Source organism: Amycolatopsis sp. 195334CR, assembly GCF_017309385.1.
In the GTDB taxonomy this organism is placed as follows: domain Bacteria; phylum Actinomycetota; class Actinomycetes; order Mycobacteriales; family Pseudonocardiaceae; genus Amycolatopsis.
Genome location: NZ_JAFJMJ010000001.1, coordinates 3,296,619 through 3,317,055, shown reverse-complemented (window position 1 = coordinate 3,317,055; position 20,437 = coordinate 3,296,619). Strand labels below are relative to the sequence as shown.

General features: G+C 71.7%; 17 protein-coding genes. 9 read left to right on the top strand and 8 right to left on the bottom strand.

Features of this window, described 5'->3' with window-relative positions:
* Positions 1–30 precede the first annotated feature (30 nt).
* From JYK18_RS16300 to JYK18_RS16275, 6 genes are all read right to left on the bottom strand, one after another.
* The gene (locus JYK18_RS16300; RefSeq protein ID WP_206802859.1) at positions 31–1,566 is read right to left on the bottom strand and encodes a DUF6350 family protein; all 1,536 of its coding nucleotides are present in this window, start codon (positions 1,564–1,566) and stop codon (positions 31–33) included.
* A gap of 142 nt (positions 1,567–1,708) precedes the next feature.
* Positions 1,709–2,584, bottom strand: coding sequence for a DUF5336 domain-containing protein (locus JYK18_RS16295; RefSeq protein WP_206802858.1), 876 nt, complete (start codon positions 2,582–2,584; stop codon positions 1,709–1,711).
* Between the two features lie 207 nt (positions 2,585–2,791).
* Entirely contained in the window at positions 2,792–3,682 is an 891-nt protein-coding gene (gene sucD, locus JYK18_RS16290; protein WP_206802857.1) for a succinate--CoA ligase subunit alpha, read from the bottom strand.
* 1 nt (position 3,683) lies between these two features.
* Positions 3,684–4,853, bottom strand: a complete 1,170-nt coding sequence (gene sucC / locus JYK18_RS16285; RefSeq protein WP_206802856.1) for an ADP-forming succinate--CoA ligase subunit beta — start codon at positions 4,851–4,853, stop codon at positions 3,684–3,686.
* A 114-nt stretch (positions 4,854–4,967) separates the two neighbouring features.
* On the bottom strand, positions 4,968–5,261 hold the full coding sequence (locus tag JYK18_RS16280; protein ID WP_206802855.1) for a cobalamin-dependent protein: 294 nt from the start codon (positions 5,259–5,261) through the stop codon (positions 4,968–4,970).
* Positions 5,258–6,922, bottom strand: a complete 1,665-nt coding sequence (locus JYK18_RS16275; RefSeq protein WP_206802854.1) for a hypothetical protein — start codon at positions 6,920–6,922, stop codon at positions 5,258–5,260. Before JYK18_RS16275 ends, JYK18_RS16280 begins: the two co-directional genes overlap by 4 nt.
* Before the next feature lie 1,385 nt (positions 6,923–8,307).
* On the opposite strand from JYK18_RS16275, the gene JYK18_RS16270 reads away from it, so the two are divergent.
* The gene (locus JYK18_RS16270; RefSeq protein WP_228004383.1) at positions 8,308–8,994 is read left to right on the top strand and encodes a M23 family metallopeptidase; all 687 of its coding nucleotides are present in this window, start codon (positions 8,308–8,310) and stop codon (positions 8,992–8,994) included.
* A gap of 321 nt (positions 8,995–9,315) precedes the next feature.
* Here JYK18_RS16270 and pcrA read toward each other — a convergent pair whose 3' ends face one another.
* A complete protein-coding gene (gene pcrA / locus JYK18_RS16265; RefSeq protein ID WP_206802852.1) occupies positions 9,316–11,691 on the bottom strand; it encodes a DNA helicase PcrA in 2,376 nt (791 codons plus the stop codon).
* Positions 11,692–11,801: 110 nt separating this feature from the next.
* Between pcrA and JYK18_RS16260 the strand changes: the two genes are divergently transcribed.
* The 7 genes from JYK18_RS16260 (at position 11,802) to JYK18_RS16230 (ending at position 18,525) form a co-directional block, all read left to right on the top strand.
* Complete coding sequence (locus JYK18_RS16260; protein WP_206802851.1) at positions 11,802–12,218, top strand: DUF1707 domain-containing protein; 417 nt, start codon at positions 11,802–11,804, stop codon at positions 12,216–12,218.
* Positions 12,219–12,383: 165 nt separating this feature from the next.
* Positions 12,384–12,665, top strand: a complete 282-nt coding sequence (locus JYK18_RS16255) for a chorismate mutase (protein ID WP_206802850.1) — start codon at positions 12,384–12,386, stop codon at positions 12,663–12,665.
* 63 nt (positions 12,666–12,728) lie between these two features.
* On the top strand, positions 12,729–13,046 hold the full coding sequence (locus JYK18_RS16250; protein WP_206802849.1) for a hypothetical protein: 318 nt from the start codon (positions 12,729–12,731) through the stop codon (positions 13,044–13,046).
* 319 nt (positions 13,047–13,365) lie between these two features.
* Complete coding sequence (locus JYK18_RS16245) at positions 13,366–14,688, top strand: hypothetical protein (protein WP_242579148.1); 1,323 nt, start codon at positions 13,366–13,368, stop codon at positions 14,686–14,688.
* Positions 14,689–14,840: 152 nt separating this feature from the next.
* Positions 14,841–15,698 carry a hypothetical protein gene (locus JYK18_RS16240; RefSeq protein WP_206802848.1) on the top strand — a complete coding sequence of 286 codons (858 nt, stop codon included), beginning with the start codon at positions 14,841–14,843 and terminating at the stop codon, positions 15,696–15,698.
* A 191-nt stretch (positions 15,699–15,889) separates the two neighbouring features.
* Complete coding sequence (locus tag JYK18_RS16235; protein WP_206802847.1) at positions 15,890–17,437, top strand: serine/threonine-protein kinase; 1,548 nt, start codon at positions 15,890–15,892, stop codon at positions 17,435–17,437.
* 95 nt (positions 17,438–17,532) lie between these two features.
* Entirely contained in the window at positions 17,533–18,525 is a 993-nt protein-coding gene (locus JYK18_RS16230) for a serine/threonine-protein kinase (protein WP_206802846.1), read from the top strand.
* Here JYK18_RS16230 and JYK18_RS16225 read toward each other — a convergent pair.
* Positions 18,503–19,411: a LysR family transcriptional regulator gene (locus JYK18_RS16225; RefSeq protein WP_206802845.1), complete on the bottom strand. Its 909-nt coding sequence runs from the start codon at positions 19,409–19,411 to the stop codon at positions 18,503–18,505. The two genes, JYK18_RS16230 and JYK18_RS16225, sit on opposite strands and share 23 nt — an antisense overlap.
* A 101-nt stretch (positions 19,412–19,512) precedes the next feature.
* On the opposite strand from JYK18_RS16225, the gene JYK18_RS16220 reads away from it, so the two are divergent.
* Complete coding sequence (locus JYK18_RS16220; RefSeq protein WP_206802844.1) at positions 19,513–20,436, top strand: DMT family transporter; 924 nt, start codon at positions 19,513–19,515, stop codon at positions 20,434–20,436.
* The last annotated feature ends 1 nt before the right edge of the window (position 20,437 follow it).

The window sequence follows — 20,437 nt, the reverse complement described above, 5'->3', positions numbered from 1 at the left end:
CACATGGCCATTGACCTGGGCACGCCCAGCCTAGTCGCGGCGCTCGGGCTCCTCGGAGGCACCCGGAGCGGGCTCCTCGGCCACGTCTGCTTCGTCGGTCGCGATGGCTTCCTCGGCCCAGTCCGCCACGGCGGCTTCACCGGCCCGGTCGGCTTCACCGGCCCAGTCGCCTTCGTCGGGCGCGCCGGTCCAGTCGGCTTCGTCGGTCGCGCCGGTGGCGGCCGATTCCTCGGCGGAGTCGGCGGAGTCGTCCGGTTCTTCCTCGGGATCCTCGTCGGTGTCGGAGGTGTCGGAGGTGTCGGAAGCTTCGGCGGTGTCGTCGTCTTGGATGGCGTCGAAGACTTCCGTGATGGCGTCGTCGCCCGGGATGTCGTCGGGCGCGGGCGCCACCGGCCCGGTGCTGCCGGTCAGCCAGGCCACCGCCGCCGCCGGGAGCGCCACCCAGCACGAACCGGCCAGCGAGAACAACGCGATCGGCACGGTCACCGGGTCGAACAACGCGTCCCCGAACCGCCCACCGGCGAACGTCCCCAGCAGCACGCAGCCGAACCCGGCCGTGGCACCGGCGATCGCCGCCGCGCGCACGCGGACCAGCGGGTCCGGGTCGCAGCGGCGCAACGTCCAGCCGCTCAGCGCGCCGGCGAGCGCGGGCAGCACCAGCAACGCGGGCCACCAGGCCGCCTGCGCCTCCGGCAACGCCGCGAGGAGCGGCAGCGCGGGCACCGGCCCGCCGTCGAAGGCGAACGGCGTGATGTTCACCGCACCGATCGAGAACCCCGGCCCGGCCGCGAAGGACAGCCCGGCCACCACCGCGTTCGGCAGGTACACCACGGAAACCAGCAGCATGCCCGCCCCGCTGCCGGCCGTCTCGGCGTCGAACAACCGCATGGTCTCCGGCACGGACAGGCCGAACCCGAGCAGCGTGACCAGCGCCCCTGCCACCAGCAGCGCCACCAGCCCGAGCACGCCGGCACGCAGCCCGCGCACCGCGACCGGGTCGACGTACTGCCGCACCGGTTCCGGCACCCCGCAGCGGGCGAGCACCCCGGCCGCCGCGGCCGCCCCGGACAGCACGCCCGGCAGCAGGAACGCGGTCAGCGGTTCGACTTCCACCTCCGTACCGCTGCACAGCACCGCGACGGTGACCCCGGCGGTGGCGTGCGCGCACGCGATCACCCCGACCACGCCGAGCGCGTGCGTGGCGTCGACGTGCCCGAGCTTGCGCGTGGCGCTCGACGCGACCTTGGCCACCAGCAGCAGGAGCAAGATCGTCGGCAGCAGCGGCAGCACCCCGAGCGGGGCCCCGCCGAGACCGAGCGGCACCTGCTGCGTGGCCAGCCAGGCCGGACCACCACCCCGCAGCGCACCACTGATGCTGAACCCCGAACCGGGGGCGAGGCCGACCACCGCGGCCACCGAACCGGCGGCCAGCGTGTAGCCGGCGAGCAGCGGGAGCACGGCGGCGACCAGGAGCACGCGGAACCGAGCCGCCCCGGTGACCTCCTCGTGCGTGCCGTGGTCGCTCAGCCGCTCGGCGCCGTCCGGCCCAGTGGTGAGCACCTGCATACCGCTGACCCTCGCATCCAGGCTGGGCCATCCGGGTGAGCCACGCCGTTGATCGAAAATGGCACCAGCCACAGCCACCCGGTCGGGGCACAGCGAAAAGGCCACCCGCGCGCACGCGGGTGGCCTTCGATCGGACCGGGGATCAGCTGCTGGGCTTGCCGAACCCGCCCGGCGGGGTGCCCGGGGACTGCTGCCCACCGGACTCCGAAGAACCCGAACCGCCGGACTGGAAGAACTGGCCCTGCTGCGGCGCGTAGGTGGTCGACTGCTGCCCGGGGGGCGGCGGCGTGACCGGGGTCGAGTACTGCGTCGGCGCCGCGAAGCCGCCCGAGTCGGGCTGGTTGCCGCCGGTGGGCGCGTACTGCGTGGTCTGCTGCGACGAGGCGGGCGGCGGGCCACCGAACTGCGGCTGCTGCGGCGCGTACTGACCAGGCTGACCCGGCTGCCCCGGCTGCCCGGGCTGACCCGGCTGCGCGGGCTGCTGCCCGGTCGGCGGGCCGAACTGCGGCTGCTGCGGCGCGCCCTGCGGCTGCGGCGTGGGCAGCTTCAGCACGTTGTAGTCGAACAGCAGCGCCGCCACCGCGGCGAGCAGCTGCAGGAAACCGAGGATGACGATCACCGTGATGATGCCGGGAACGGTGTCGTTCTCCCCGTAACCGATCACGTGGTCCAGCGCCTGCAGCGCACCCAGCACGCTGATCAGCGCGGCGAACGGCAGCACCTTCGGCGCGTTCGGCAGCACGCGCAGCGCGGCGAGCAGGCCGCCGACCAGGAACCAGGTGGTCGACTCGGTGGCGGGCGACGCCTCGTCCGAGAAGCCGACGAAGTACTGCACCAGGCCCAGCACCGACACGGCCAGCGCGAGGATGACCGCGAAGTTCAGCGCCCCGGCCTGCAACTGCTGCTGCTGTTGCGGCGGCGGGCCGACCGGCGGGAACGACCCGGTACCCGGTCCCTGGGGATTGTGGGGGCCGCCACCCTGCGGAGGGTAACCAGGCCCACTGCTGGGAAAGGACATCCGTGTTCTCCTGTCGTCCGACCGGCCACTCGGCGTGTGGCAAAAGAGGCGGCTTGTGGTTACTGAACGCTAGCGCACCAGCGGCGCTGGCCCGCCCGCTGGCTCAGACGTTCCGGCGCCCGAAATGGTTTCGTCACCCCCGGCACCGATCACGACAAAGGCCGGGCACCCGATCGGGTGCCCGGCCTCGGTCTGGGAGCGCTGGGCTCAGTGCAGGCTGTTGTACAGCTCGCGCGCGAGGTTGGCGGTCTCGGTCGGCGTCTTGCCGACCTTCACGCCGGCGGCCTCGAGGGCCTCCTTCTTCGCGGCCGCGGTCCCGGACGAACCGGAGACGATCGCGCCCGCGTGGCCCATGGTCTTGCCCTCGGGCGCGGTGAAGCCCGCGACATAGCCGACGACCGGCTTGGTCACGTTGGCCTTGATGTAGTCCGCGGCCCGCTCCTCGGCGTCGCCACCGATCTCACCGATCATCACGATGACCTCGGTGTCCGCGTCCTCCTGGAAGGCCGCGAGCGCGTCGATGTGCGTGGTGCCGATGACCGGGTCACCGCCGATGCCGACCGCGGTGGTGAAACCGATGTCGCGCAGCTCGTACATCATCTGGTAGGTCAGCGTGCCCGACTTGGACACCAGGCCGATCTTGCCGGGGCCGGTGATGTTCGCCGGGATGATGCCCGCGTTCGACTTGCCGGGGCTGATCACGCCGGGGCAGTTCGGCCCGATGATCCGGGTCTTGTTGCCCTTGGCGACCGCGTGCGCCCAGAAGTACGCCGAGTCGTGCACCGGGATGCCCTCGGTGATCACCACGGCCAGGCCGATCTCCGCGTCGATGGCCTCGACCACGGCGTCCTTGGCGAACTTCGGCGGCACGAAGACGACCGAGACGTCGGCGCCGGTCTCCTTGATGGCCTCCTCGACGGTGCCGAAGACCTTGAGCTCCTTGCCCTCGATGGTCACCGTCTGGCCGGCCTTGCGGGCGTTCACGCCACCCACGATGTTGGTGCCGGACTTGATCATCTTGGTCGCGTGCTTGGTGCCCTCGGACCCGGTCAGGCCCTGCACGATGACCTTGCTGTTCTCGTTCAGGAAGATCGACATCTCACGCCCCTGCCGCTGCGAGCTCGGCAGCCTTGTCAGCCGCGTTGTCCATAGTGTCCACCACGGTCACCAGCGGGTGGTTCGCCTCGGCCAGGATCTGCCTGCCCTCTTCGACGTTGTTGCCGTCGAGCCGCACGACGAGCGGCTTGGCCGCTTCGTCACCGAGGATCTTCAGCGCTTCGACGATGCCGTTGGCCACCGCGTCGCACGCGGTGATGCCACCGAAGACGTTGACGAAGACGCTCTTCACGGCCGGGTCGCCGAGGATGACGTCCAGCCCGGCGGCCATCACCTCGGCCGAGGCGCCGCCACCGATGTCGAGGAAGTTGGCCGGCTTCACGCCGCCGTGCTTCTCGCCCGCGTAGGCCACGACGTCCAAAGTGGACATCACGAGGCCCGCGCCGTTGCCGATGATGCCGACCTCGCCGTCGAGCTTGACGTAGTTGAGGTCCTTCGCCTTGGCCTTGGCCTCCAGCGGGTCCTCGGCCTGCTTGTCGACGAGCGCGTCGTGGCCCGGCTGGCGGAACGAGGCGTTCTCGTCGAGGGTGACCTTGCCGTCGAGGGCGATGATCTTGTCCTGCGGGTCGCGGACCAGCGGGTTGACCTCGACCAGGGTGGCGTCCTCGGAGACGAAGGTCTCCCAGAGCTTGACCACCACGTCGGCGGCCTCGTCGACGACCTTCTCCGGGAACTTGCCCGCGGTCAGGATCTCCACGGCCTTGGCCTTGTCCACCCCGGTGATCGCGTCGACCGGGATCTTGGCCAGCGCTTCGGGGCGCTCCACCGCGAGCTGCTCGATCTCCACGCCGCCCTCGGCCGACGCCATCGCGAGGAAGGTGCGGTTCGCGCGGTCCAGCAGGAAGGAGAAGTAGTACTCCTCGGCGATGTCCGAGGCTTCGGCCACCAGCACGCGGTGCACGGTGTGGCCCTTGATGTCCATGCCGAGGATGGCTTGCGCCTTCTCCTTGGCCTCATCGGCGGTGTCGGCGAGCTTCACGCCACCGGCCTTGCCACGGCCGCCCGTCTTGACCTGGGCCTTGACGACCACCTGGCCACCGATCTCCGCGGCCGTCGCGTGGGCTTCTTCGGGCGTATGGGCCACGGCACCGGACAACACCGGTACACCGTGGGCGGCGAAGAGATCCCTCGCCTGGTATTCGTAAAGGTCCACTACTCCAGTCTCCTGACGACACGCCACTGTGCTGGTTTCGTTGGCGGCTTTTCTCGCCGAGTCGACCCTAGCGACCTGCGGTTCGGTAGTGGACTCCGCACCCGGTGAAGTCGGTCACCGACGGGCCCGTGACCTCGCTCCTGTGGCCATCTTCACCCGGTCGACACCTTCTTGAACGGTGCGGAAGCCGACCACTTCGACACCGTCGAGCGCGACTTCCGGCGCCGACGGCGAAACCGCGATCACGGCGGGGTCCTCCTGCTCGGCCGCGCTGACGACTTCTTCGGCGGTTTCGAGCACGCCCGCGTAGATCACCTCGATGCCTTCGTCGCGCAGCGCCCTGGCTACTTCGGCCAGCACGGGGGTTTCGTCGAAGGCGGCGAGGAGCACGCGCGGCGGAACGGTCACGACTCGTCGTCGGCGGCGCGTGTGACGAATCCCGCGGAAATCGCCGTGGCGATCACGGCGGCGATAGCCAGCCAGAGGCCCGCACCGCTGGTGGCGCCGTCCAGTTCGACGAGCGGCAACTCGGCCGCGCGGAGGACCAGGACGAAGAGCACGCCGAGCAGCAGGGCGAACGCGCGCATCGGACGGCTGCGCAACGAGAGCGCCAAGGCGGCGAGCACGGCCACCAGCGCGATCACCGTGCCCCACCAGGACGCGCCGAAGCCGGTGACCAGGGTGGGCGGGTCGTAGTCGGGCGCGGTGACCACCGGGGTGGCGAACGCGGCGACGGCGAGCACGGCCGCGGCGACCACCGGCGTGGTCGCGCTGCCCGCCGGGCGGCGGCCGTCGTCGTTCTCGCGCTCGACCATGCCCGCGACGGCCGAGCAGATGCCGGTGACGACCGCGGCGAACAACGCGATGGAGGTCCACGTCACGCCGGGGCCGGGGCTGAGCACGCCGCCGAAGCGGGAGGCGGTGAGCACGGTGTCGAGCACGGCCGTGCCCGCGAGCGGCACCACGACCCAGGCCACGGACAGCGCCGGACGCAGGGTCTCGCCGAGGCCGGGCAGGAGCACGGCCAGTCCGAGCACTCCGAGCAGCACACCGGCAACCACGAGCAGCAGGGCCGCGGGCGACTCGGGGGCCTCGATGGCCGGGGAGGAACTGCTCACCTGCGCGGTCAGTCCGCCGAGCGCGGCGGCCACGGCGGTGAGGACGGCGAGCGCGCCGGTCGCCAGCTCCAGGCGGCGGCTGCCGGGCAGCTTGGCTTCCTCGGCGACGTCGGGGTCGTCGTTCTGCTGGGTGCCTTCCTGACGGGCGACGGCGAGCGCGGCGAGCCCGAGCGCGGCGACGATCGCCACCACCGGGCCCGCGCTGACCGAGGCGTCCTTGACCGCGAACCCGGCGATGAGGTTCGGCACGGCGACCGCGAGCACCCCGGCGGCGAGGCCGAGCACGCTGCCCCTGGCGGCCGCGCGCAGGCCGGAGCCGAAGGCCAGCGCGGCGCCGAGCGGCATGGCGAAGGCGATGAAGAGGGCGCCGGTGAGCACCGGCCACGGCGATTCGAAGGCGTTGCGCGCGGGGAGGTAGGGGTCGGCGGACTCGAACGGCGCCATCACCAGCCCGACCCCGGCGACGACGGTCAGCCCGATCGCGAGCACCACGAGGCGGGGGCCGCCGGGCAGGTCCGTGCCCTCGGCCTCGGCTTCGCGGCGCACGAAGTACACGGCGGCGATGCCCGCGGCGGCGGTGAGCACGTGGCCGGCGAGCAGTGCCCACAGGCCGGGGCCGGCGGTGCCGGCTTCCAGCTGGACGGGCACGTGGAACTCGGGGCGGGCGGCGGTGGAGAGGTCGACGAGGAGCTGGAGGTCGAGGAGGAGGCGGCCGGGTGCGAGCACGGCCGTCCCGGCGAGCACCCCGGCCGCCAGCGTGGGGCGGCCGCGGGTGAAGGCGAGCACCGCGAGCGCGGCGGGGAGGAGCGCCAGCACGATCAGCGGGGCCGCGCTGGCGTACCCGGGAGCCGCGTCCCCGACGACGGGGAGCACCCCGCCGACGGCGAGCAGGACCGAGCCGAGCACCCCGGAGAGCAGCGCCCCGGTAAGGAGACCGGGCTTGGAAGTCATCGCGACGACGCTAGCAAGCCCCGGCGGTGCGGGGCCGGGCGCCACGCACCCTCGATCCGGGGCCACTTGGGTCCGGGGGCCGCCTGGGTTCGGGGGCCACTTGGGTTCGGGGCCGCTTGGGTCCGGGGGGCCGCTTGGGTCCGGGGCACTCGGATCCGGGGGCACTCGGATCCGGGGGCGACGCAAACCTGGGATCCGGCGCCCGTGCCCTTTGCGTCCGGGCGCGACGCAGCCCTGGGACCCGGGCGGCACGGAACCTCGAGATCCGGGCGCCACGCGACCTTCGGGTCCGGCCGCCACGCGATCTTGGGAGCCGGGGCGCCAAGCACCCTCGGGATGTGGCGCGACGCAGCCTTGGAATCCGGGGCACTTGGATCCGGGCGGCGCGCAACCTGGGTGGCGGTCAGGCGTCCAACGGCATATCGCTCCCTTCGGGGCGGAGCGGTACAGGGGATTGCCCGCCGGCGGGGCGGCGGACAACCACCACAGGGAACCGGGGACTGAATGGCCGGGGTCCGCCCGCACTTCGTGGGTGGGCCCCGGTCATTTTCTTGGGGGAGCCGGGTCCTTTCTTGGGGGCCGGGCCTTGGACGACGGGCTTCGTAAGCCGCTGATCGCAGTCGTGACTGGCCGCCGTCGCCACGGGGGTGCGGTCGTCACTGGGCACGGATGTCGCGGCCACGGTGGTCACGGGAAGTGGCTGGGGCCCGTGCGCCGCCGCGGTGCTCGCGAACTTTCGGTGGGCTCGCAGCGGTTCGGGCTCAGTGGGCCGCGGGCGATCAGGTGCCCGGCGATACGGCGCGGCGGCGGAATGGGCGTGTGAGCTGCACCGATGCGACCAAGAACCGATAGTTCGGACGGGTGAAAGCCCTCATCAGCGGGAGCGCAACGGTTTATTCCGGGCGCGACCCGGGTAAATCGGGACAACGGGAGCTTCAGGGGACCGCGGGGGCGGTTTTGTGACCTGGGACACGGGTGGATGCCTGTTGTCCAGGTCACACCTACGGAGTAATCAGGGGTCTACTTTTAGTCATATGCACAGCTAGTGCGCGCGCCCGTCGGCCTCGTTCGGCCGACACGGCTGCTGCGCCTTGCCCCGGGCGGTGCCCCTTCGTTACTGTCCCCGGGTCCCCATTACAGTCAGATCACGAATAGGACGCCGAGCAACCACCCCCGAGGTTGCTCACCGGGATCCCCCGCCCGGCAGCCCGAACGCGAGATCTGATTCCCCGAAGATGGAAGGCCCCGTAGTCTTGGCTCGACACCGCTCCCCCGGCGGCCAAGTTCCTTCCCCGGAGCTCGAAGACGCACTTGACGGTGCGGTCGTCCGAGTCCGGGGCACGCACCGGCTCCCCCCGCCCCCGTCCGCACTCCGTGGCCGCGTTGTGGTCGCCGCTGTCGCCGCCGGCGCGTTCGCCGCCGCGGCCGCCGGCTCGACGCTCCAGTCGCTGGGTTCCGACTCCGACGCCAATGTGACGCCGCTGGCCAGCTCTCGTGACGCCAGCGCCGCGTTCGGTGTCGGTGGCGACACCAAGGCCAGCGCTCCCGAGCTCCTTCCCGTCGCGCTCAGCAGCGACGCCTCCGCCGAAGTCCAGAAGCTGGACGACAGCGCGTCGGTGACCACCGCTCGCGTGGAGCGCGAAGAGGCGGAGCAGCGCAAGAAGGAAGAAGAGGCCAAGCGCCCCAAGATCGTGAACCCGTGCCCCGAGGCCCGGTTCACCTCCGGCTTCGGCGCCCGCTGGGGCGCCAGCCACAACGGCATCGACCTCGCCGCCCCGATCGGCACCCCGATCCTCGCCGCCGCTGACGGCACGGTGATCGAGGCCGGTTCCGCCAGCGGCTTCGGCCTCTGGGTCCGCATCCAGATGGACGACGGCACGATCCACGTCTACGGCCACATGAACAGCTTCTCGGTCCGCTCGGGCCAGAAGGTCAAGGCCGGCGAGCAGATCGCCGAGGTCGGCAACCGCGGCCAGTCCACCGGACCGCACCTGCACTTCGAGGTCTGGACCGGCGGCGGCAAGAAGATCGACCCGAGCCCCTGGCTGCGCGAGCGCGGCGTCAAGATCTGATCCTTCCGGATCTTCCGGTGGACAGCCCTCGTCCCTGACGGACGAGGGCTGTCCTCCACCACCGTCACCCCCACGCGCCACCCCGTCCGGGCCTTCGGCGTGCGCGTGCCGCGCGGTGCCGAGCTGACCGGGACGCGAAGAGCACCGCAACGCCGAATTCCAGCGCGCGGGCTGCCGCGTGCGCAGTGACCTACGGGACGTCGCCGCGCACGCCGCACCGGTTCGCCACATGTCGTTTCTCCTGCTCCCGGGGGGTGCAGGGACCCACCCGCTCGTCGAACTTGTGTTCGACGTCCGTTATAGCGGGTGGGTACGACAGTTTCAGAGCTTCTGCATCGGGACGCTGCCGATCAGCATCAGCTTGACCTTGCCGGAGGCGCCGAAGTCGATGGTCGCGGTGGCGCGGGGACCGGTGCCGTCGGCCGCGACCACCGTGCCGAGGCCGTACTTGTCGTGGCTGACGCGGTCGCCGACGTCCAGCTTCAGCGCCACGGTGTCCTTCCAGCCCTTGAAGTTCGTCGTGCGCATCCCGCGCGAGGAGAGGCCGGCCTGCGCCGAATCCCCGCCGAACGAGGACGAGCGGCTCCCCCAGGTGGTCGCCGCGCGCGGGGAACCGGAGCGGAAGCCACCGCGGGACGGCTCCTCGCGCCGCCAGTCGAGCAGTTCGGCCGGGATCTCGTCCAGGAAGCGCGAAGCCGGGTTCGCCATCGGCTGACCCCAGGCCGTCCGCGCGACCGCCCTGGAGACGTACAGGCGCTGCCGCGCGCGGGTGATGGCCACGTAGGCCAGCCGCCGTTCCTCGGCCAGCTCGGCCGGCTCGGACAGCGCGCGCATGTGCGGGAAGATCCCGTCCTCCCAGCCGGTGCAGAACACCACCGGGTACTCCAGGCCCTTCGCGGTGTGCACGGTCATCAGCGTGACCACGCCCGCGTCGTCGGCGTCCTCCCCGTCCGGCGACGGGATCGAGTCGGCGTCGGCGACCAGCGACACGCGCTCCAGGAAGGCGGGCAGCGAGCCGGGCACCACCACGGTGTCCTCCGGCGGCGGCGTGACCTCGGCCGCGAACTCGCCGAATTCCCTGGCCACGGTGACCAGTTCGGTCAGGTTCTCCACCCGCGAGGCGTCCTGCGGGTCGTCGGAGTCCTCGAGCTCCTGGCGGTAGCCGGTGCGTTCGAGCACCGCCTCCAGGATGTCGGCCACCTCGGCCTCGTCCTCGACCAGTCCGCCGAGCTCGTCCATCAGCGCCAGGAAGCCCGCGATGGCCTTCTGCGACCGCGGGTTCATCAGGGTGACCTTGCCGTCGACGGACTCGCGCAGCGCCGCGGCGAACGAGATCCGCTCGCGCTCGGCGTGCGCGGCCACCACCGCTTCGGCCCGGTCGCCGATGCCGCGCTTGGGCACGTTGAGGATGCGGCGCAGGCTGACCGTGTCCTCCGGGTTGGCCAGCACGCGCAGGTAGGCCAGCATGTCGCGGACCTCGCGCCGCTCGTAGAACCGCACCCCGCCGACCACGCGGTAGGGCAGGCCGAGCCGGATGAAGATCTCCTCGAACACGCGCGACTGGTTGTTCGTGCGGTAGAAGACGGCCACGTCGCCGTAGGTCGCCGCGCCCGAATCGGCCAGCTCGTCGATCTCGCCGGCGACGAACGCGGCCTCGTCGTGCTCGTTGTCCGCGACGTAGCCGACGATCTTCTCGCCGTCGCCGGAGTCGGTCCACAACCGCTTCGCGCGGCGGTTCGGGTTGCGCGCGATCACCGCGTTCGCCGCGGAGAGAATGGTCTGCGTGGAGCGGTAGTTCTGCTCCAGGAGGATGGTGTGCGCGTTGGTGAAGTCGCGCTCGAACTCCTCGATGTTGCGGATGGTCGCGCCGCGGAAGGCGTAGATCGACTGGTCCGCGTCACCGACCACGCACAGCTCGCCCGGCTCCACGCCGGACTCGGTGGTCCCGGTGCCGACCAGCTCGCGGACCAGGGTGTACTGCGCGTGGTTGGTGTCCTGGTACTCGTCGACCAGCACGTGGCGGAACCGGCGCCGGTAGTACTCGGCCACGTCGGGGAAGTTCTGCAGCAGCTCGACCGTGCGCATGATCAGGTCGTCGAAGTCCATCGCGTTGGCCTGGCCGAGGCGCAGCTGGTACTCCGCGTACGCCTCGGCGACCCGGCGCTCCAGGTCGTTGGCCGCCTTCGCCTTGGCGTCCTCGGCGTCGAGCAGCTCGTTCTTCAGGTTCGAGATGTGGATGGCCAGCGTGCGCGCCGGGTACCGCTTCGGGTCCAGGTCGAGGTCGCGGGCGACCAGCGTGATCAGGCGCTTGGTGTCGTCGGCGTCGTAGATGGAGAAGCTGGAGGTCATGCCGAGGGTCTTGGCCTCGCGCCGCATGATCCGCACGCACATGGAGTGGAAGGTGGACACCCACATCGCGTTGGCGCGCTTGCCGACCAGCTCGCTCACCCGGTCGCGCATCTCGGCGGCGGCCTTGTTGGTGAAGGTGATCGCGAGGATCTGGCCGGGGTGCGCGCCGCGCTCGGCGAGCAGGTAGGCGATCCGCCGGGTGAGCACCCTGGTCTTGCCCGACCCCGCGCCCGCGACGACCAGCAGCGGCGCACCGGCGTGGGTGACCGCGGCGCGCTGGGCGGGGTTGAGGTCGGCCAGCAGGGCGGACTCGCCGGTGGGGGCGGGGAGATCGAAGAGGGTGTCCATCGCCTGTCCACGTTACTCGGGAGGGGTGACGAAGTACGGCACCGGACGTAGGTGGCGGAGCCGCCCGGGAGCCGATGCCGGGACGGGCCACCCGCGCGCACCCTGGTGCCATGTCCAGTACAGAGCCGACACCAGCCAGGATCCGCGCTTCGGACGCCGAACGCGAACGGGTCGCCACCCGAGTCCAGTCCGCCGGCGCGGCGGGCAGGCTCACCCTCACCGAAACCGACGAACGGGTGGCCGCGGTCTACGCCGCCACGTTCACCGACGAACTGACCGGGCTGACCGCCGACCTGCCACCGGAGCGGGCGTCGTTCCGGCGCGCGCCGGTGCACGCCGTGCGCGCGCTCCGGGTGCACGCGGGGATCGCCGCGCTGCTCTCGGTGTTGCTCGTGGTCCGCTGGGCGTTCTCCGGCGCCGAGTTCTTCTGGCCGCTCGTGCCCATCTTCTGGCTTGCGCTCAGCGTCGCCGGGCACGCTTGGGTGCGCGGGTTCCCGGCCCGGCGGCGTGACGTTGTGCAATACTGACGGCGTGCGGCGCTACCACCGATTTTTCTACGGGATCCGGACTCCGGCTCCCGTGTCCGCGTAGTGCCACGACGCAGTCACCACGAAGCCCCGGAGTCCACGGACCCGGGGCTTTCGCAGGCTTTGGGACCCGAAGCGGAGCCGGACCCGAGCACGGAGGTCCCGATGAACCCCCAGACCGACGAGACCAGCGAAGTCGCCGACGCGCAGGACATCGACGCGCTGCGCAAGGAGATCGACTGGCTCGACAAGGAGATCCTGCGCCTGGTGAAGCGCCGGGTCGAGGTGTCCAAGACGATCGGCGCCGCGCGGATGGCCGCCGGTGGCACGCGCATCGTCTACAACCGCGAGATGGACGTGCTCGCCCGGTACCGCGAACTCGGGCCGGAGGGCCGTGAGCTGGCGATGGCGCTGCTGAACCTCGGCCGGGGGCGGCTCGGCCGGTAACGATGCCGGAAGTTCAGGGTGTGCCCTGAGCCGCGGTGCGCCGGAGACGGGCACACTGGACGCATGGGAACGATCGTCAACCTGATCGCCGTGGTGGTGGCCATCGCCGGGCTGCTCGCCGCGCTCGGTCACGCCGGTTACCTCGCGATGCTGAACAAGGCCGCCAAGGACAGGGCGGGTGGCTCACCGATCGCGCAGTACGTGCGCAGCCGGTGGGCGGTGGCGGGCGGTACCACGGCCGCCTCGTTCCTGGCGCTGCTGATCACCGGAAGTGAGGCGATCCCGATGGACATCCTGGCGATCGTGCTCGCCGCCGGTAGCGGAGCGGTGGCGACCAAGGCGTTGCAGTCCACCCAGCAGAGGTATCGCAGCGGCGGCTGAGGCCCGGAGGCACACTCAGAGCGGTCACTCGGGGTGCCGTCCGGGGCGCGCCACCCGCCCGGCGCGCCCGTCGGAGTGAATTTTCTGCAAGTTGCAGATTCGATGGCGCGTTCTTGCCCCGGGCCTTCTACTCTGTTCTTCGAGAGGACCCGCGTGTCAGTTCGGGCATGCGAGGCCGGTGGTCTCGCATGTGCACAGTCGGATGCTCGTGCAGATGTGATGTGCAAATGCTCGGCAGCACCGAATGTGCAACTGCTCCGATCGGGTTGAACCGGGCAAGACCACCGTCAGCACGGCAGGGAGGAGAGGTCCACCCAGCATGAACGGCAGGATCGACTCCACCGGCACCGGTACCGGGCACGGCCGTCACCGCCGCGGCTCCGGCACCTGGACCCCGGCCGTCCCGCACGCGCAGGGACACCACTCGCACCGCGCCTTCGGCGGTACCGGCACGCTCGAGCCGCCCGCCCAGCGCACCGACCCCGGCTTCCGCGCCTCCCGCGGCGTGCTGCCGGTCCCGGCTCGCACCGACCTCGGCACCCGCGCCGACCTCGGCACTCGCCCCGACCTCGGCCCCGGCTTCGGCAACGGCCCCGGCCTCGGCGACGGCTCCGGCTTCGGCGACGGCCCCGGCCTCGGCGCCTGCCCCGACTTCGCCGACACCGCCCCCTTCACCCCGCCGGAACTGCCCAGCCAGCGAGGTGAACAGCGTCCACCCGCCGCCGAGGTCACCGGGCCGGTGCGGCGCACCAAGGTCACGCTGACCCCGCCACCCCCGCCGCCCGCGCCGGAAGAGGACGAGGCCCGCATCTACGTCGCGCCGCCGGTGGACGGGCTGGGCACCTTCGACCTCGGCTCGGTGCCCGCCTCGGTCACCCCGCCGCGGACCTGGCGCAAGGCCGCCTGGTTCGCCGCCGCCTCCTCGGGTGGCGTGGTGGTCGCCATGCTGTGCGCCGGTTCGTTCCTGGTCGGCCAGCCACCGGCCAGCGAGTCCCGGGCGATCAACGGCTGGCTCGGCGAGAACGGCGGCGGTGGCCACCCGCTGGTCCAGGGCGACCTGCCGCTGCCTGGCGACGGCACGGGTACCGGCACCAGCACCGAACCGCCCGCGACGGACGTCACCGACCCGTCCGTGCCCGGCAGCGACCTCCCCGCCTCCAGCGACCAGCCCGGCACCGGCACCCGCACCGGCGACGCGCCGTCCTCGGTCGGCGGCAGCCGCCCGACCACCCCGCAGACCGGTCCGGGCAGCGGCCGGCCCGACAGCAGCCAGCCCCAGCCCGACCTGGCGAAACCGCCCGCGAAGCCGGCCAAGCGCGAGTTCGAGAAGCAGCGCTACTGGACCAGCAACGACCCGAAGACGATGGCCGACCACTCGGAGAAGTTCTTCAACACGGTCACCGAGGACCCTGGCTCGGCCGCCGCGCTGACCGAGGGCGAACTCCAGCAGGAAGGCGCCTCCGGCCTGCGGGAGAGCTACTCCGACGTGGCGTACTTCGAGGTCAAGCACATCTACGTGGACCCGAACGACGGCGTCACGGTGAACACCGTCGAGGTGACCCACGCCGACGGCAGCAAGACCACCGAGCAGCGCACCCTCGTCTTCAGCGAGAACGACAAGATCACCGACGACGGCCGATGAGCGTTACAGCCAAGCGCTAGGCCGTTCGGCCCAGCGCCGAATGGCTCAGGATTGGGCCATGTGAGTGGCCTTGACTGCCGTTCGTCGTGCCGGAGGGGCTATCCGGCGATCGAGGGTGGCTCCGGGCCGTGCTCGTTCGGTTACCTGGAGGCGTGCACGAGACAACCGGTATCCAGCAGGAGCCGGCCAGGACCCGGGTGGAGGACGTGGTCCCACCGGAGATGCTGGCCGATCCACTGGTCGACCGCGCGCACCTCGAGGAGGTGTTCGCCGCGCCGGAGAAGTTCCTGCCCGAACCGGTCCCCGAACCCGTGCCGGACCGCGAGCCGAGGCAGCCGGACGCGCCACCGCACGAGCCGGAGAGCCGGTTCGCCCGCCGCTCCAAGCTGTTCGGGCTGCTCGGCGCCGCGGCGCTGCTGACCGGCTCGATCGCCGCCGCGGCCATGCTGCGCGACCGCCCGCCGGAGCACTCGGCAGGCACCGTCCAGCCCGCGGAAGCCGGGATCACCGGCGCGGCCGCGCTCGGCGGGTTCGCCATCCCGGCGCCACGCGGGCCCGCGCCCACCATGCCGAAGCTGCCCGCGACCTCGGAGACCACGACGTCCACCGGCCAGAGCACCACCACCACCGGCGGCACCACCGCGGCCCAGGTGGTGCCCGGCACGGTGTCCCCGGCGGCGGGCACGTCGACCAGCACCCCGGCCGACAAGCGCGCACTGGTCGAGCAGTTCTACCGGCGGGTGGACGTCGATCCCGGCGGCGCGCTGTCGATGCTCACCGACGCGCTGGCCGGCGAGCAGCCCGGCGACCTCGTCCGCGCGTGGACCGCGATGGACTCGGTGCACGTGGAGAGCGTGCGCGAGCAGGCGGACGGCTCGGTGCTCGCGGTGGTGAGCATGTTCGGCGACGACGGGCGGCAGCTGCGGATCACCCAGCAGCTGTGGTTCACCGGCCCGGACGGCGGACTGATCTCCCAGGCGCGCTTGCTCTCCGCCCAGCACACTTCCTAGGCTCGTCGCCGCTCGCCGTGACCAGGCCCACCCACGCGTTGGGTGCCGCCTGCGTGTGCGCAGAGTGAACGCCCTAGCCTTAATCACGAGACGGTCTCGGCAAACCAGGCCCACAGACCGTCCCCCTGTGCATACGCTTCAGCGGGCACGAGTTCCACCGTCAGGCCCGTGGAGCACCAGAAGGAGGTCGCGTGAGCGACGAGGGTCGCCTGGTCGCCGGTCGGTACCGCATCGTCCAGCGGATCGGCACCGGCGCGATGGGCGCCGTCTGGCAAGCGCACGACGAGGTACTGGCGCGCACGGTCGCGATCAAGCAACTGCTGCTGCAGCCGGGACTGGACGGGCACGAGGCCGAGGACGCCAGACAGCGCACGATGCGCGAGGGCCGGATCGCCGCCCGGCTGCACCACCCGAACGCGATCACCGTGTTCGACGTGGTCACCGACGACAACGGCCAGCCGTGCCTGATCATGGAGTACCTGAACTCCACCAGCCTGGCGCAGGTGCTGCACGAGCACAAAACGCTGCCGCCGATGGAGGTGGCGCGGATCGGCGCGCAGATCGCGGAGGCGCTCAAGGAGGCGCACGCGGTCGGCATCGTGCACCGCGACATCAAGCCGGGCAACATCCTGATCGCGGGCAACGGCCACGTGAAGATCACCGACTTCGGCATCTCCCGGGCCAAGGACGACGTCACCGTCACCAAGACCGGCATGATCGCCGGCACCCCCGCCTACCTGGCCCCCGAGGTGGCCATCGGCGGTGACCCCGGCCCCGAGTCGGACGTGTTCTCGCTGGGTTCGACGCTGTACGCGGCCTGCGAGGGCCAGCCGCCGTTCGGGCTGAGCGAGAACACGCTGAGCCTGCTGCACGCGGTGGCCGCCGGGCAGATCAACCCGCCGCGCCAGTCCGGGCCGATGGCCAGCGTGCTCGCGGTGATGCTGCACCCCGAGGTCGACCACCGGCCGACCGCCGAGGAGTGCCAGGACCTGCTGGACGCGGTCGCGCGCGGCGAGACCCCGCTCGGCGGGCCGACCGAGGCGCTCGCCGCCCCGGCCGCGGCGCTCGGCGCCGGTGCGATGGCCGGCGCGCTCGGCACGCAGACCCTGCCGGAGCCCGACGAGATGTCCGGCGGTTACTCCGGCACGCTCTCGGACACCCCGGCCGCCGGCGGTTTCTACGACGACCGCCCGGACGAGGGCTACGCGCCCGCCGAGGGCTACCCCGACGAGGACTACGACAGCGACCAGTTCCGCGCCGCGGCCGCCACCACGGTCGCGCCGGCCCCGCCGCAGCCGTACCCGAACAACGACGACGACGGCTACGACTACCAGCCCGCCCCGCAGGGCGCGGCGACGGCGGCGGACGACCGCCGCGGTGCGTGGAAGAAGCCCGCCGCGATCGGCGGCATCGTGCTGGTCGCGCTGGTGGCGCTGGGGGTGTGGATCTTCCTGCCCGGCGACAACAAGGCGGGTGACGCCGACCCGATCGCGCCGCCGCCCGCGCCGAGTTCGAGCGCGCCGTCGAGCACCGAGAGCTCGGTCGTGGAGTCGAGCGTCGAGGAGGAGTCCTCGTCGCGTCCGGAGCCGCCGAAGCAGACGTCGTCGGCCCCGCCCAAGGACAACACCCCGACCAAGGACACGCCGACGCCGACGAAGTCCTCGCCGAAGCCGTCGAAGTCCACGCCACCGGACCCGTCGACGGAACCGAGCGGACCGCCGCCCAGCGGCACCGAGTAGGCAGGCTCACGCTCGCTGTGGCGCGGTGGCAGTGGATCACCGGTTACTGTGGATGGCCAGAACCCCCGGATCGTTGGCGTGACAGAGGTAGTTGATTGAGTTCTCAGGGCGCGCTCATCAGCGGCCGCTATCGGCTGGACCAGCCGATCGGGCGCGGGCGAGCGGGAATCGTCTGGATGGCGTACGACACGCGCCTGCACCGCAACGTGGCCGCGAAACGGCTCTACCTGCCCCCCGGACTCGATCCGCAGCAGGCCGAGCACGCGCGCGCGGTCGCCATGCAGCAGGGCCACGACGCCACCCGGATCTCGCACGCCTGCGCGATCACCGTGCACGACGTGGTCCGCGACGGCGCCGACGTCTGGCTGGCGATGGAGTACGTGCCCTCGCGGAACATGGTCGACTTCCTGTCCGAGTACGGCAGGCTGACCGCCGAGCAGGCGGCCTTCCTCGGCGTCCAGCTGGGTTCCGCGCTGATCGCCGCGCACGCCGCCGGCATCCCGCACCGCGGTCTGCAGCCGAGCAACGTGCTGCTGGCCGACGACGGCGGGGTCAAGCTGACCGACATCGGCATCTCCGGCTGGCTCGACCCGGCGTACCTCTCGCCCGAGGTGCGGCGCGGGGAGACGCCGACCACCGCGTCCGACTCGTACTCGCTGGGCGCCACCCTGTTCGCCGCGGTCGAGGGCGTGCCGCCGATGGGCCCGGACGGGGCGGGCCCGCAGGTGCAGCCGAACCACACCGGCGTGCTCTCCGGCGCGCTGTCGAAGATGCTGCGCGCGGACCCGGTCACCCGGCCGACCGTCTCCGACATCATCACCTCGCTCAAGGCGATCACCGACGGCAGGCAGACCGCGTTCATCCCACCGACCGCGACCGCGTTGCCCCAGGTGACCACGCCCCCGCCGGCCGAGCACGGCGCACCGCACCAGCAGACGCGCATCGGCGAGATGGCCCCCATGCCGCCCCAGCAGACCCAGCGGTCGGCCCCGTCCGGGGATCAGATCCGCCGCTGGGTGGTGATGGCGCTGGCCATCTTCTTCGCGGTGGCGATGGGAATCGCGTTCACCGAGCTGTTCCTGCTCTGACCGAGGCCGCCCGCAGGCCGTCGACCAGGTGGCGGACCACCGGCAGCTCACGCGCGTGCGAAGCGACCGCGGCGTGGATGCAGCGCACGACCTCCGGCCGGACGACCGGGCGCACCACCACGCCGGGATGCGGGGAGCCGAGGCCCAGCTCGGGGATCAGCATCACGCCGAGCCCGGCCGCGACGAAGCCCTGCGCGGTGGCGTAGTCCTCGGATTCGACCGCGAACTCCGGCGTGAACCCGGCTTCGGCGCAGGCGCCGAGCAGGATGTCGAGGCAGGGGCCGAGCGGTTCGATGCCGACCCACGGCTCGCCGCCGAGGTCGGCCAGCTCGATCACCTCCTTCGACGCGAGCGGGTGCGACCGGGGCAGCACCGCCCGGTAGGGGTCGTCGAGCAGCGGGAACAGGTCGACGTTCTTCGCCGGTCGCCCCTGCCTCGGCACCACGACGATGGCGAAGTCGGTCTCGCCGGACTCGACCGAGGGCAGCGGGTCCTCCGGCTCGGTCAGCTTCAGGCTGAGGCGGACCCCGGGGAAGTCGCGGCGCACGGCGGCCACCGCGGGCGGCACCAGCGCGGCGCCCGCGGTGGCGAAGTACCGGATGGACAGGCTCCCGGTCCGCCCGTCCTTCAGCTCGGCCAAAGCTGCTTCTGCCCGCAGAAGCTGGTGGCCGAGCACTTCGGCGTGTTCGGCGAGCAGGCGTCCGGCCGGGGTCGGGCGCACGCCGCGACCAGCGCGTTCGAGCAGGGGCGTGCCCGCCTCGCGTTCCAGGGTGGACAGCTGCTGGCTCAGCGCCGACGGCGTGTAACCGAGCGTGCGAGCGGCCGCGGAGATCGAACCGCTGGTGATCACCGCGCTCAGCACCTGCATGCGCCGGAAGTCGAGCATGGTCCGATCTTACAGTTCTGCTAACAGATCACTGCAGAAGATTTCGCTTGTTCTTATCTCTCGACCTGGCGAGGCTGGACCCGTACTCGAGGGAGGCTGGGGTGACCGAAACGAAGACCCTGTTGCGGATGGGCGCGCTCGCACTCATGTGGGGGTCGAGCTTCTTCTGGATCAAACTCGGGCTGCACGCGTTCTCGCCGGTGCAGCTCGTGCTCGCCAGGCTGGTGCTCGGCGCCGGTGTGCTGTTGCTGCTCTGCCTGCTCAACCGCCACCGGCTGCCGTCGGACCGGCGGCTGTGGTTCCACCTGGCGGTGGCCGGGCTGTTCCACTGCGCGCTGCCGTTCCTGCTCTTCGCGATCGGCGAGCAGACGGTGGACTCCGGCATCACCGGGGTGATCAACGCGACCACCCCGCTGTGGGCGCTGCTGGTCGCGGTGCTCTGGGGGATGGAGCGGAAGCTGGGCCTGGCCAAGGGGGCCGGGCTGGTGCTCGGCCTGGCCGGTACCGCGGTGATCTTCGCGCCGTGGCAGGCGTCCGGCCTGCTCAGCTGGGGCGCGCTGGCCTGCCTCGCGGCGTCGGCCAGCTACGGGTTCGTGTTCGTCTACGAGGAGCGGTACCTCTCGCGCAGCGGGTCGTCGCCGATCGTGCTCGCGGGCACGCAGATGCTGCTGGCCAGCGGGTTCATCCTGCTGGCGATGCCGGTCGGCGGCACCACGCCGGTGCACTTCGACCTGGGTGCCTTCGTCGCGGTGGCGGTGCTCGGCGTGTTCTCCACCGGGATCGCGTTCGCGATGAACTACCGGCTGCTGGAGACCGAGGGCGCGGTGGCCGCGTCGACGGTGGGGTACCTGCTGCCGGTGGTGTCGGTGCTGCTGGGCAGCCTGTTCCTCAGCGAGCAGCTGGACCTGCGGGTGCTGACGGGCATGCTGATCGTGCTCGGCGGCGTCGCGCTGACCAGGGTCAAAAGGCGCGCGACGCACCTCGAACTGGAGCCGATCCCGGTGGAACCGGCTCCAGCGAAGTAGT

Excerpts from the sequence above, each read along its gene's own strand:
- JYK18_RS16300 (WP_206802859.1), bottom strand. The coding sequence starts at position 1,566 with ATGCAGGTGCTCACCACTGGGCCGGACGGCGCCGAGCGGCTGAGCGAC.
- JYK18_RS16295 (WP_206802858.1), bottom strand. The coding sequence starts at position 2,584 with ATGTCCTTTCCCAGCAGTGGGCCTGGTTACCCTCCGCAGGGTGGCGGC.
- sucD (WP_206802857.1), bottom strand. The coding sequence starts at position 3,682 with ATGTCGATCTTCCTGAACGAGAACAGCAAGGTCATCGTGCAGGGCCTG.
- JYK18_RS16275 (WP_206802854.1), bottom strand. The coding sequence starts at position 6,922 with ATGACTTCCAAGCCCGGTCTCCTTACCGGGGCGCTGCTCTCCGGGGTG.
- pcrA (WP_206802852.1), bottom strand. The coding sequence starts at position 11,691 with ATGGACACCCTCTTCGATCTCCCCGCCCCCACCGGCGAGTCCGCCCTG.
- JYK18_RS16260 (WP_206802851.1), top strand. The coding sequence starts at position 11,802 with ATGTCCAGTACAGAGCCGACACCAGCCAGGATCCGCGCTTCGGACGCC.
- JYK18_RS16255 (WP_206802850.1), top strand. The coding sequence starts at position 12,384 with ATGAACCCCCAGACCGACGAGACCAGCGAAGTCGCCGACGCGCAGGAC.
- JYK18_RS16250 (WP_206802849.1), top strand. The coding sequence starts at position 12,729 with ATGGGAACGATCGTCAACCTGATCGCCGTGGTGGTGGCCATCGCCGGG.
- JYK18_RS16245 (WP_242579148.1), top strand. The coding sequence starts at position 13,366 with ATGAACGGCAGGATCGACTCCACCGGCACCGGTACCGGGCACGGCCGT.
- JYK18_RS16225 (WP_206802845.1), bottom strand. The coding sequence starts at position 19,411 with ATGCTCGACTTCCGGCGCATGCAGGTGCTGAGCGCGGTGATCACCAGC.